The sequence below is a fragment of the Streptomyces sp. NPDC096152 genome (genome assembly GCF_044763235.1).
Lineage (GTDB): Bacteria > Actinomycetota > Actinomycetes > Streptomycetales > Streptomycetaceae > Streptomyces.
This window is the reverse complement of sequence record NZ_JBIWFW010000002.1, coordinates 475,166-487,578: the sequence shown is the minus strand read 5'-3', so window position 1 is coordinate 487,578 and position 12,413 is coordinate 475,166. Positions and strand designations below refer to the sequence as shown.

Here is a 12,413-nt window from a genome sequence, read left to right as displayed (position 1 = left end):
CAGGCTGGTGGTCTTGATCAAGCCCTTCGGGAGTTGTTGTGCACAGGCCGCCTGACCGTTTCCCCGAGGACCGTCGTACGGACGTCGCCGGCACCGACTCCCCCGACGCGGACCTGCGGCTGCCGGCTCCGCCCGCCTGGATGCGCTGGCTTCCGGTCCTGTACGTCGCGGGCGTCCTGGCGCTCGAGCCGGTCACCCCCGTGCAGTGGCCGGTGAGTTTCCTGCTCATCGCGCTGCCGCTGGTCGCCGCGTTCGCCCACGGGCCCGCCGTCGTCGCCGGGGTCACCCTGTTCGCCGTCGTGTTCGAGGGCGTGCTGGCCGGGACCCCCTGCTGCGCGGGCCGCTCCGTGGGCTACCTGTGGGACCGCCACTACGTGGCCGCCTATGTCTCCACGGCCCTGGTGGGGGCCCTCGGCACGCTGCTGGCCGCCCACCGCACCCGGCGGGAGCGGACCCTCGCCACGGTGCGTTCCGTGGCCGAGACCGCGCAGCGCGTCCTGCTGCGCCCGGTGCCCCGTCACCTCGGGCAGATCTGTGTGGAGACCCTCTACCTGTCCGCCGCCGCGGAGGCGCGCATCGGTGGCGACCTGTACGAGGCGGTGCCCACGGCGCACGGGGTCCGGCTGCTGATCGGCGACGTCCGGGGCAAGGGGCTGGTCGCGGTGGAGACGGCCGCGACGATGCTCGGCGCCTTCCGCGAGGCCGCGCACGACGAGCCCGATCTGGTCGGCCTGGCGCACCGCGTGGAGCGGAGCATGAGCCGCAGAGCCGCGCAACTGCCCGGCAGCGAGGTCGCGGAGCGCTTCGTCACCGCGGTGTTCGCCGAGATCCCCGACGACGAACCCGTGGTCCGCATCGTCAACTGCGGCCATCCCCCGCCGCTGCTCCTCGGCGAGGGCCGGGTCACCGAGCTGCACGCGACCGACCCTTCACCGCCGATCAACCTCGGTGTGCTGGTCGGCGACCAGTACCACCTCGACGTGGAGCCCTTCCATCCCGGTGACCGGCTGCTGCTCTACACCGACGGCGTGACGGAGGCCCGCGACCGCGCGGGCGCCTTCTATCCGCTGGCCGACCGGGTCCGCTCCTGGGCCGGACTGCCGCCCCGCGAGCTGCTGGACCGGCTGCACGAGGACCTGCTCGCCTTCGGCGACGCGCGGCTCGGCGACGACATCGCCGCCCTTGCCGCCTGCCGCCTGCCCGACGAGGCCCACCCGGACGCCACCGGGGCGGCGGCGGACGAGTAGGACGGTCGCTACCGCAGGGCCTCGATCGCGCTCTCCACGGTCGGCTCGAAGCTCAGGACCTGGTCGAGGCCGACGATGCGGAAGACGCGCATCAGGTCCTGGTTGACTCCGGCCAGGTACAGGCGGGAGTCGGTGGCCTGGGCACGGTGGTAGGCGGTGATGAGGACGGTGATGCCGGTGGAGTCGCAGTAGAGCAGCCCCGACAGGTCCAGCACCGTCCGGCTGCCGCGCGCGAAGGGCGTGTCCTCCAGGGCCTGAGTGAGGCTCGGTGCGGTGTGGTGGTCGAGCTCGCCGCTCACGGTCAGCACGGTGACACCGGAGGGGTGGGTCTGGGCATCGACGGTCAGAGTGCGGTCGGTCACCGGTTCTCCTGTGCGGTCGGGTGGTGGAGCGGAGGGACGTACCTGAGGGGCAGGGTGGTGCCGTCCCTGGGATGCCGGCGCGGCCGCCGGAGGCGCCGCTGTCTTATCCTACGGATCACACCGCCGAACTCGGGCAGGCGACGGTGCGGCGGCTTGAGGCGCGACGGGGCCCTCAACACGTCGCGTACCCGCGACCGCCGACCGGATTCCGGGGTTCCGCGGGCAAACCCACGGCGTCTCGGCGGGAGGCGGGGAGCGGTCCTGAGGTGCGATCGGCCGTTCCGGGGGTACCACGGAGCGGTGAAGGTGAACGAAAGGGTGTCGGATGGCGCCTACTGAAGACTCCGGGGTCTCCTCGAACCTGGAGGCCGCGGGTTCGGGGATCGATCTGTTCGCCGCCGACGCGGTGATCGGCGCGGACCTCGCCCTGGTGGACTGGACGGCGACGCCGCTGGGGCCGCCGGCCGGCTGGCCGCAGAGTCTGCGGACCGCGGTGAGCATCCTGCTGTCGTCGCGTTTCTCGATGTGGATGGCGTGGGGTCCCGAGCTCACCTTCTTCTGCAACGCCGCCTACCGCCGGGACACGCTGGGCCGCAAGTACCCGTGGGCGCTGGGCCGGCCGGCCCGCGAGGTGTGGGCGGAGATCTGGGACGACATCGGCCCGCGCATCGCCAGCGTGCTGACCACCGGGGAGGCGACCTGGGACGAGGCGCTGCGGCTGTTCCTGGAACGCTCGGGCTACTCGGAGGAGACGTACCACACCTTCTCCTACAGCCCCCTGCGCGACGACTCCGGTGCCGTGGTCGGGATGCTGTGCGTGGTCAGCGAAGAAACCGAACGGGTGATCGGCGAGCGGCGCATGGCGACGCTGCGCGATCTGGGCTCCGACCCCAGCGCGGCCCGCACCGAGCAGGGGATGCTGGACTTCTCCGCCCGGCAGCTCGCCCACAACACCGCGGATCTGCCGTTCACGCTGACCTACCTGTTCCAGGGCGACGGCAGCGCGCGGCTCGCGAGCGCGACCGGGCTGCACCGGGGGCATCCGGCCGCTCCGACGGCCCTTCCCGCCGGCGCGGCGGACGACGTGTGGCCGGCCGGGGCGGCGGCCCGGGGGGAGACCACGACGGTGGACCTCGACGGCCCGCCGTTCACCGGCCTGCCCACCGGGCCGTGGCCGCAGCCGCCCCGACAGGCACTCGTCGTGCCGCTGGCGCAGCAGGACGCTTCCCTCGGCTTCCTGGTCGCCGCGCTGAACCGGTACCGGCCGCTCTCCGAGGACTACCGGGGATTCGTCGAGCTGGTCGCCGGGCACGTCGCCGCGGGGGTCGCCGGCGCCCGCAGCTACCAGGCCCAGCAGCGGCGGGCGGAGGAGCTGGCCGCGCTCGACCGCGCCAAGACCACGTTCTTCTCCAACATCAGCCACGAGTTCCGCACCCCCCTGACGCTGATCATGGGACCGGTGGAGGAGCTGCGGACGCAGCTGGGCGACGCCGATCCGCGCGTCCGCGAGGAGCTGGAGGTCGTCCGGCGCAACGGTCTGCGGCTGGGCAAACTGGTCAACGCGCTGCTGGACTTCTCCCGCATCGAGGCCGGCCGGCTGAAGGCGCGCTACGAGCCGGTCGACCTGGCGGCGGTCACCGCCGAGCTGGCCAGTGTCTTCCGGTCCGCCTACGAGAAGGCCGGACTCGCCCTGGAGGTGGACTGTCCCCCGCTGCCGCAGACCGTCCACATCGACCGCGACATGTGGGAGAAGGTGGTCTTCAACCTGCTCAGCAACGCCCTGAAGTTCACCTTCCAGGGGTCCGTCCGGGTGGCCCTGCGCGCGGAGGCGGACGACGCGGTCCTCACCGTCCGCGACACCGGCGTCGGCGTGCCCGAGGCGGAGATGCCGCGGCTGTTCGAGCGGTTCCACCGCATCGAGGACACCCGGTCGCGCTCGAACGAGGGAAGCGGCATCGGACTGGCCCTGGTCAAGGAACTGGTCGGCCTGCACGGCGGGACGATCACGGCCGACAGCGTCGAGGGCCGGGGCACCTGCTTCACCGTCCGCCTGCCCTTCGGCACGGCCCATCTGCCCGCGGAGGCCGTCGCCGGTACCCCCGCCGGCCGCACCGGCTCGCCTCTCGCCGATCCCTATGTGCAGGAGGCCCTGCGCTGGCTGCCCCGCGACGGCTCCGAAGCCCCCGTGGGGAGCACGGAGGCGGAGCCGTCATCCGGCACCTCCGCTCCCGCCGCCCCGGCACGCGTGCTCGTCGCCGACGACAACGCCGACATGCGCGAGTACCTCACCCGCATCCTCGAGGGCGCCGGATACCAGGTCACCGCCGTCGACGACGGCGAGGCGGCCCTGGCCGCGATTCGCACGCGGGCGCCCGACCTGGTCGTCAGCGATGTGATGATGCCCCGGCTGGGCGGTCTGGCACTGGTGGGCGCGCTGCGCGCCGATCAGCGGACCGCCGCCGTGCCCGTGCTGCTGCTGTCGGCGCGGGCCGGGCAGGAGGCGTCCATCGAGGGCCTGCGGGCGGGCGCCGACGACTACCTCGTCAAGCCGTTCGCCGCCGCGGAACTGCTGGCGCGGGTGCGGGCCAGTATCGAACTGGCCCGTCTGCGCGGCCACCACGCCCGCTGGCGCGCCGCGCTGGTGGACTCGCTGCACGAGGCCTTCTTCGTCTGCGACGAGGAGGGCGCCGTCATCGAGATCAACAGCGCCTTCACCGAGACGCTCGGCTACGGCCCCGACCGTCTCCCCTACCGCCCCGTCCACCCCTGGTGGCCCGCCGCCGACACCGATCCGGAGGCACACCAGCAGGTCGCCGACGCCTTCGCGACCCTGCTGGAGCAGGGCCAGGGCAGCGTCACGCTGCCGGTCACCCACCGCGACGGGCACCGCCTGTGGATCAACGCGACCTTCAACCCGGTGCGGGATCCCGACACCGGGCGGCGCGTGGTCGTGGGGACGTTCCGCGACGTCACCGCCGAGCACTACGCCATTCAGCGGGAGAGCGCCCTCGCCTCCCTGAGCACCCGGCTGTCCCGGGCGACGAACCTGCCCGACGCGCTGTCGGGCGCCCTGACGGAACTCAGGGAGCTCTGGCGTGCGCGGCAGGTGCTCGCCGCCGTCTTCGCGCACGGCGACGTGCCCGTCCTGACCGCGACGGGCACGCCGTGGACATGGGAGGAGCTGCCCGCCGAGCGCCGGGGGGCGCTGACCGGCCTGCGTTCGGAGCCCCTGCTGAGCCCCGCCGTCGAATCCACCGGGGCGGGCGTCCTGCTGGAGCATCCGGACGGTCCGCTGGCGCTGTGGGTCGACCTGGGGGACAACCGGCCCTTCACCGGCGAGGACCAGCTGCTGCTGTCGCTGCTGGCCGGCCACCTCGCCCAGGGACTGGCCCGCGCGCACCAGATCGACCAGCAGCGCGAGACCGCGATCGCGCTGCAGCGCGCCATCCTGGGTCCCGCCCGGCTGCCGGACGGCTTCGCGGTGCGCTACGAACCCGCCACGCCGCCCCTGGAGGTGGGCGGCGACTGGTACGACACGGTGACACTGCCCGACGGCCGGATCGGCATCGTCGTCGGCGACTGCGTCGGGCGCGGGCTGGGGGCTGCCGCCGTCATGGGGCAGCTGCGCAGCGCCTGCCGCGCGCTGCTGCTGCAGGACGCCAGCCCCGCCCGCACCCTGACGGCGCTGGACCGCTTCGCCGCAGGTGTCCCCGGGGCGATGTGCACCACCGTCTTCTGCGGCGTCCTCGACCCCGGCAGCGGCCGGCTGACCTACTCCAGCGCCGGGCATCCGCCGGGCATTGTCGCCGAGCCCGGCGGCGCCGTCCGGCTGCTGGAGGAGGGGCGTTCCCTGCCTCTGGCGGTCCGTCCGGACCGGCCCCGCCCCGAGGCCGAGTGCACCGTGCCGGCCCGCGCCACGCTCCTGCTCTACACCGACGGCCTCGTCGAACGCCGCCGGCGCTCCCTGCGCACGGGCATCCAGCAGGTCGGCGCGGCCGTGCAGGAGGGCCGGGACGTCTCCGTCGAGGACCTCGCCGCCCGGCTGATGAGCGGGATGGCCCCGCAGGGCGGCTACGACGACGACGTCGCCCTGCTGCTCTACCGTCACCCGGGGCCACTGGACCTGTCCTTCCCCGCGGAGTCGGCCCAGCTCGTCCTGGTGCGCAAGGCCCTGCGGACCTGGCTCGACCAGTGCCGGCTCCCCCGGCAGACCATGCAGGACGTGCTGGTCGCGGCCGGCGAGGCGTGCGCCAACGCGATCGAGCACGGCCACCGCCACACGCGCGGCGACACGGTCCGGCTGCGCGCCGAGGCCTACGTCGACAACCTGCGCCTGGTGGTGTCCGACAGCGGCGCCTGGCAGCCGCCCCGGCCCGGCTCGCATCCGTATCGCGGTCGCGGGCTGGCGATGATGCGCGCCATGATGCAGCAGGTCACCATCACTCCGGGCCCCTTCGGCACCACCGTCGAGATGCACACGAGGATCGGTACATGACGACCCCGCTCACCCTCACTCCCGGCCACCGGCCGGACGGCACCGCGGTGCTGACGGTCACGGGCGAAATCGACATGAGCAACAGCGACAGCCTGGCCGAGGCCCTCGACGCGACGCCGGGGCAGGTGGTCCTCGACCTGACCGCGGTGGAGTACCTCGACAGCGCCGGTCTGGCCGTCCTCTTCACGCGCGCCGACCGCCTCGAAGTGATCGCCACCGACCTGCTGATCCCCGTCCTGACCGTCTCGGGACTCGCGGAGATCACGATGGTCCAGGGCGCGGGGCCCGGTACGCCCGACTCCGGGTAGGCGAACGCGGCCGTGCCCCGGCCCGCGTGACGCGGGGCCGGGGCACGGCGTTTCGTGGTGGACCGCGCTCAGGCGCCGGCGCGTGCCCTGCGGCGCAGGGTCAGCCAGGTGACCGTGGTGCCGGCCGCCAGGGCCGCGCCCGCCGCGACGCCCACCGGGAGGGCGGGGAACGCGGAGGCGTCGCCGCTCGCGGCCGTGGTCTCCATGGCCGGGCCGGGCGTGATGCTCGTCGTCACCGGGTCGACGGAGCGGATCGGGCCGACGGACTTCACGGAGCCGTCCGTGTTCAGCAGCACCTGCTTGCCGTTGGGGTGCCGGAAGTCGAACATCCCCGCCATCGAGCCCGCCGTGGCGTCGAAGGAGTGGTCGCCGACGCGGCCGGTGCGCCAGTTGTCCTCGATGAAGCGGGTGATCGAGGCCTGGTCGGTGAGGGTGTGGTCGACCTTGTTGACCTTGCTGTAGGGGGAGATCACCAGCAGCGGCTGTCGGGTGCCCGGGCCGCAGCGGTCCTGGTAGCCGCCGGACGGGGCCGGTCCCGCCTGGCAGGCGGGGCTGTCGGTGGCCTTGCCGTTGGAGCCGGTCGAGGTGTCCGTCGAGCCGTTGCGCGGCTCGGCGTAGGCGTGGTCGTACCAGCCGTCGGAGTCGTCGTAGGCGACGACGATCGCGGTGGACTTCCACTGCGGCGAGCTCTGGATCGCGTTGATCCGGTCGACGAGGAAGTGCTGCTCGTCGACCGGGTCGGAGTAGGCGGCGTGGCCGTCCTGGAACTCCGGCGCCTTGAGGAAGCTGACCGCCGGGAGCTTGCCCGCCTTGAGGACGGCGTCGAAGTCGGTCAGGTCGTAGTTGTGGTTGGCCTGGCCCGCGTGGCCGATCTCCTCGACGCTGCGGGGCGGCAGGTGGTGCGGGTTCGAGGTCGACTTGTAGTACTCGAACGGCGAGTGGTGCGGGCTGTAGTCGACGACCGACGCCCCGCCGACGTTGGTGTGCGCGGTCTCGCACTTGGCGTAGTGGCCCTGCTGCCCGTCCCACGCGGTGGACGGGCGGAAGCCGCCCTGGAACCAGCCCCAGGAGACGTGCTTGGTGTTGAGGACGTCACCGATGTTGCGGCCCTGCATGGCCGCGAGGGCGTTGGCGCTGGTGTGGTTCTTGCCCGCGCAGTCGTCGTAGGCCGGGTCGGGGTCGTTGACGACCGTTCCGACGCCCTTGGCGTCGGGCGACTTCACGGTGTACGGGTCGGGCGTCGACGTCTGCTTCGGGTTCTCCGTGCCGGAGGCGGGGTCCATGGAGACGACGCCGTGGGTCTGGCCGGAGACCAGGTTCAGCGCGCCGGGCGTGGACGGCCCGTAGGTCGAGCTGAAGGCGCGGTCGGACATCGAGTAGTGCTGCGCGTAGTTCCACAGCGCGGTGACGGTGTTGCCGTCGTAGTAGTCCATCACCAGGCCGGGCTCGCCGAACAGGCCGCCGCTGCACTTCTCGACCTCGGTGTTCTCCACGTACTTGTCGGCCTTGCCGCCGTCGGCGGCGTACTGCTCGGGCCCGTAGCCGTGGTTCTGGTCGCACGTCATGGCCTGTGCGGGGCCGAGTCGCTTGGGGGCGTACTGGTTGGGGTTCTTCGTCAGCAGCCCGGCGCGCGCGAGGGTGTCGACGTCCTTCGGGGTGTTCTTCGACGCCGTGAACTTCGTGCCGTCGGTGTTGGCGGCCTTCGGATAGGTGGCGAAGTAGTGGTCGAAGGAGACGTTCTCGTCGAAGAGGACGACCACGTGCTTGACCGGCGTCTTGGTGGCGGACTGCCCGTCGCCCTCGGCGGCGGCGAGCGCGGGTCCCGTCGTGCCGAGGACGGTGAGCGCTGCGGCTCCGGCAAGCGCCCCCGCCCCGCGTATCGTTGCTCGTCTTCCCCTGATCGCCATGCTGCTTCACCCTCCGGGCGGAATTCGCTCTTGCGCCGTACGATCGGTGATCCTGCGCCGGGCGGACGGCGCTCCGGCGGAGTCATGGTTGCGCACGGGTGAACACCGGGTCAGGGATGCCGGGCCAATTCTTGACCGTGTATTGACCAAGTGTCACCCCGGACTTGTCCGGACAGGTTCAGCTCAGCAGTGCGCGCCCGTACCAGTCCGCCGTGTCCCGTACGCCGGGCAGGGCGAAGAAGTAGCCGCCGCCGAACGGGGTGACGTAGTCGGTGAGCGGCTCGCCCGCCAGCCGCCGCTGGACGGTCTCGAACTGCCGGGCGAGGTCCTGCTGGTAGCAGCAGAACAGCAGGCCCATGTCGAGATTGCCGTTGGCGTCCATGCCCAGGTCGTAGTTGTGGGCGCGGCGCAGGATGCGCCGGTCGGCGGTGGCGGGGGTGCGCGGGTCGGCCAGCCGGATGTGCGCGTCCAGCGGGATGACGTCGCCCTTGGGGTCGTCGGAGTAGTCCGGCGTGTCGTGCTCGGCGTCGCCGTCGAGCGGCGCGCCCGACTCCCGGGCCCGCCCGATCATGCGTTCCTGCTCGCCGAGGGAGACCCGGTCCCAGAACTCGACCAGCATGCGGATGAGCCGGACGACCTGGTAGGTGCCACCGACCGCCCAGTCCGGCTCGCCCGCGTCCCGGCCCACCCACACCAGGCGCTCCATCTCGCGGGCGCTGGTGGCGTCCGGGTTGGCGGTGCCGTCCTTGAAGCCCAGCAGGTTGCGCGGGGTGCCGGACGGCCGGGGCGGGTTGGTGAAGCCGTCCATCCGCCAGCGGATCTGGAGGCCGCCGCGGGTGTGCCGGGTGATGTCGCGCAGGGCGTGCAGGACGGTGTCCCGGTCGTCGGCGTGCAGTTGCAGGCTGAGGTCGCCGTGGCACCAGTCGGGCCGCAGGTCGTCGTCCGGGAAGGCCGGCATGGTCCTCAGGCGGCGCGGCGCGCGGGCGGCGAGGCCGAAGCGGTCGTCGAACAGTGAGGCGCCGGCGCCGACGGTGACGGCGAGCGCGCCGCCGGGCACGGTGCCGCCCAGCAGGCCGGAGTCGGCGGGCGGCCCGGTGATGCCCACCGGTTGCGGGGTGCCGCCGGAGGTCAGGAAGCGGGCGCGTTCGGTGAGCGTGCGCAGCACGTCGGCCAGTTCGGCGCGGTCGGCGGCGGTGACGTCCAGGGCGGCGAACACCGTGGCCCGGCGCGGCGGCGCGAGGACGGCCCGCTGGTGTGTGCCGTGGAACGGGACGGCCGGGGCAAGGGCAGGCCCGGGCAGGTCCGCGGGCGGCGGGGCGGCCGCACCGCCCGCGGCGAGGCCGGCGCCCGTCAGTGCCGCTCCGCGCAGGAACCGGCGCCGGCCCACCCCCGGGGGGTGCTCGGCGGCGCTCACGCCGTCCGCCGCGGGTCGCTCAGGGTCGCCACCGACGCCAGCCGCTCGACCAGGTCGCCGAACAGGGCGTCGACCCGCTCCCGCCGCGCGCGGCTCAGCCGGTTCGGCGGGGTCCAGCCGCCGTCGTGGCGGAAGGCGTCCAGGGTGCTCTGCGCACGCGTCAACTTGCGCTCCAGCAGGGGCAGTTCGGGATACCGCCGGGTGAGCAGCGGGTGCAGCCGGGAGAGGACCTCCCTGGTGCCGTCCAGGTTGGCGCGGGCGGTGGCGAGGCCGGTGCCGCTGCCGTAGTCGGTCCGCCCGGTCAGCTCGAACTGCACGGTGTTCTCCAGGATCTCGTGTGCCCGCAGGCCGAGTTGGGCCGGGTCCATGCGGGTCTGCGACCAGGTGGCGCGCAGCGCCGTGAGCGCCTCGGTCAGCGAGGCCGCCGGGCCACGCAGGCTGCGGGCGGACTCACCGTGCCAAAGGCCGTACTCCAGGCGGTGGAAGCCGGTGAAGGAGGGGCCGTGCACGCCGCCGGGCAGGCCCGCGTCGGTGCCGTTGACCCGCCGGTCCGCGTCGCCGAAGGCGCCGTAGGCCGCCCCCAGCCGCTCGTAGCTCAGATGGGCCGGCAGCCAGGCGGTGCGGGCCCCGGCGAGGTCGCCGCGGTCGACGGCTTCGCGCAGCCGGCCGGCCAGCCGGACGGCGTCGTCGAGTCCTTGCCCGACCCACTTCTGGTAGGCGATGGCCGGCGGGATGAGGTCGTGCACGGTGAGCGGAGCCGCCGCCGGGCCGCTCCTCCCGTCGCTGACGCGGACGGTGGGGCCGGTGACCGCGTCCGCGTCCTCCGGCACGCACTTGAAGGCGTACGCGCCTCTGCCGAGCCGGACGGTCAACGGCCGTGCGGTGCCCGGGCCGAGTCCCTCCACCTCGCCGTACACGGCCTGGCTCCCGGGGTCCTCGAGGTACACCTCGGCGGCCTCGTCCGAGGTGTTGCGCAGGTCGAAGACCTGGACGCCGGACCGCGGCCGGTCCCAGCCGCGCCCGCAGTGACCCGGCGACACCTCAACGGCGGTGTGCGGCAGTCCGTCCGCTGCGGCGGGTGCGCCGTGCCGCTGCCGGTCGCCGGCCCAGACCACCGCCGCGACGAGAGCGAGGAGGACGGCGAGGCCGACGCCGGCCCAGGGGTGGGGCAGCCTGCGCGGGGAGCCGGACCGCCACATGCCTGGCCTCCCGGGGTCGTTCGGTACGTGATCACCTCATGCTAGGCAGAGGTGTTCACCCGAACGGCCTTCGGAGGCCGTCGACGACCAAGAGTTCCCCCGCGGTTCACCCACCGGTCGCCGTGTCCCCGGGAGGGACCACCGCCGACGGCGGGCCGGGCGGCTCCTCCAGGATGCTCCAGGCCACCGGCCCGAGCAGGTCGGCCAGCCGCTGGAAGACGTCCAGCAGCAGATCGTCCACGGTCAGCATCCCGGCCACCCGGTCCCCGTCGAGGACCGGCAGGCGCCGCACGCCGGACCTGCGGAAGGTGCGGTACGCCGCGTGCACGTCGTCGGCCGCGTCCACCGCGACGACCCGCGGCGACATCACCGTCTCGACCCGGCTGTCCCGGACGGCGCCCCCGCCCAGGCCCCGCAGCGCGAGGTCCCGGTCGGTGACGATGCCGCGCAGCGCCCCGTCCTCGACGACGAGGACGGAGCCGACCCCCTCCCGGTCCATCAACCGGGCCGCCTCCGCCAGAGTGGTCCCGGGCGGCACGCAGACCGCCGGGGCGCTCATCACCTCGGTCACCTTCACGCGCCGGCCCCCTCCCCCGCCACCCGTGCCGTCACCGGCCCGCCCCCTGCCCGGAGTGCAGCCCGTCGCCGCCGGCCGCCCTGTCCGAGGTGTCGTCCTCGTCGTAGCCGAGCCGGTCGACCACGTCGACGACGCCGTCCACGCTCTCGCACAGCCGCACCACCACCGGGACCAGGCTCTTGCGGGCCACGGTGCCGCTCAGCGTGACCTTCCCGTCGTCGACCTCGACGGTCACGGCGGCGGGCGACAGGCCGAGCGTCCCGGCGATGATCTCCTCGACGATCTCCTCCTGGATGGCCCGGTCCCGGCGCAGGAACAGCTGGATGAGGTCGCTGCGGCTGATCACGCCGATGAGCCGTCCGACGTCGTCCACCACGGGCAGCCGCTTGATCCGGTGCTCCTCCATCGTCCGCGCCGCGCGGACGATGCTCCACTCCGTGCCGGCGACCACGGCGGGGCTGGTCATCAGCTCCTCGGCGGTCCTCGCCGTGCCGCCGAGCGTCTGCTTGAACACCACGTCGGCCTCGGAGACGACCCCGACCGGGCGGTCGTCCTCGACGACGGGGACCGCGGTGATGTCGTACTCGTCGAGGATCCGCACGATCTCCTTGAGGGTGGTGCCGCGCTGAACGCTCACGGCGACGGGGGTCATCAGGTCGCCCACGCTGCGGTGCCTCATCGCCCCGGCTCCTTTCCGTCGCCCTCGCTCGAACCACGGGCCGCTCGAACACCAGAGTGCGCTGGGTTCCCACGCCGGGCACAGGGCCGAACGGTCCCTGCCGGTCCAAGCACCTCCCGGCGCGTGTCGCGGGGCCCGGCTTCCCGCGTTGTACTGAAGAGCGGGACCGAAACGCAGCAGCGAGCAGCGGGGGCGCAAGAGATCCGAGCGCGGGAGCACCGCCGA

9 protein-coding genes are annotated in these 12,413 nt (G+C 73.5%); 3 read left to right on the top strand and 6 right to left on the bottom strand.

Features of this window, described 5'->3' with window-relative positions:
- The first annotated feature begins 38 nt into the window (after positions 1 to 38).
- Positions 39 to 1,247, top strand: coding sequence for a PP2C family protein-serine/threonine phosphatase (locus tag ACIQ9G_RS07645; RefSeq protein ID WP_403607399.1), 1,209 nt, complete (start codon positions 39 to 41; stop codon positions 1,245 to 1,247).
- An 8-nt stretch (positions 1,248 to 1,255) separates the two neighbouring features.
- On the opposite strand, the gene ACIQ9G_RS07640 is transcribed toward ACIQ9G_RS07645, so the two are convergent.
- Positions 1,256 to 1,609 (bottom strand): STAS domain-containing protein, encoded by a 354-nt coding sequence (locus ACIQ9G_RS07640; protein WP_356183150.1) that lies wholly within the window; start codon positions 1,607 to 1,609, stop codon positions 1,256 to 1,258.
- Between the two features lie 325 nt (positions 1,610 to 1,934).
- Here ACIQ9G_RS07640 and ACIQ9G_RS07635 point away from each other — a divergent pair, with 325 nt between their 5' ends.
- Entirely contained in the window at positions 1,935 to 6,104 is a 4,170-nt protein-coding gene (locus ACIQ9G_RS07635) for a SpoIIE family protein phosphatase (protein ID WP_403607398.1), read from the top strand.
- A complete protein-coding gene (locus ACIQ9G_RS07630; protein ID WP_403607397.1) occupies positions 6,101 to 6,412 on the top strand; it encodes an STAS domain-containing protein in 312 nt (103 codons plus the stop codon). Before ACIQ9G_RS07635 ends, ACIQ9G_RS07630 begins: the two co-directional genes overlap by 4 nt.
- 68 nt (positions 6,413 to 6,480) lie before the next feature.
- On the opposite strand, the gene ACIQ9G_RS07625 is transcribed toward ACIQ9G_RS07630, so the two are convergent.
- From ACIQ9G_RS07625 to ACIQ9G_RS07605, 5 genes are all read right to left on the bottom strand, one after another.
- Complete coding sequence (locus tag ACIQ9G_RS07625; RefSeq protein ID WP_403607396.1) at positions 6,481 to 8,319, bottom strand: phospholipase C; 1,839 nt, start codon at positions 8,317 to 8,319, stop codon at positions 6,481 to 6,483.
- Positions 8,320 to 8,497: 178 nt separating this feature from the next.
- Positions 8,498 to 9,733, bottom strand: coding sequence for an iron uptake transporter deferrochelatase/peroxidase subunit (efeB, locus tag ACIQ9G_RS07620; protein ID WP_403607395.1), 1,236 nt, complete (start codon positions 9,731 to 9,733; stop codon positions 8,498 to 8,500).
- Complete coding sequence (locus tag ACIQ9G_RS07615; RefSeq protein WP_403607394.1) at positions 9,730 to 10,932, bottom strand: EfeM/EfeO family lipoprotein; 1,203 nt, start codon at positions 10,930 to 10,932, stop codon at positions 9,730 to 9,732. Before ACIQ9G_RS07615 ends, efeB begins: the two co-directional genes overlap by 4 nt.
- A gap of 106 nt (positions 10,933 to 11,038) precedes the next feature.
- Entirely contained in the window at positions 11,039 to 11,509 is a 471-nt protein-coding gene (locus tag ACIQ9G_RS07610) for a CBS domain-containing protein (RefSeq protein ID WP_403607393.1), read from the bottom strand.
- A 31-nt stretch (positions 11,510 to 11,540) separates the two neighbouring features.
- Complete coding sequence (locus ACIQ9G_RS07605; RefSeq protein ID WP_403607392.1) at positions 11,541 to 12,188, bottom strand: CBS domain-containing protein; 648 nt, start codon at positions 12,186 to 12,188, stop codon at positions 11,541 to 11,543.
- Positions 12,189 to 12,413 lie beyond the last annotated feature (225 nt).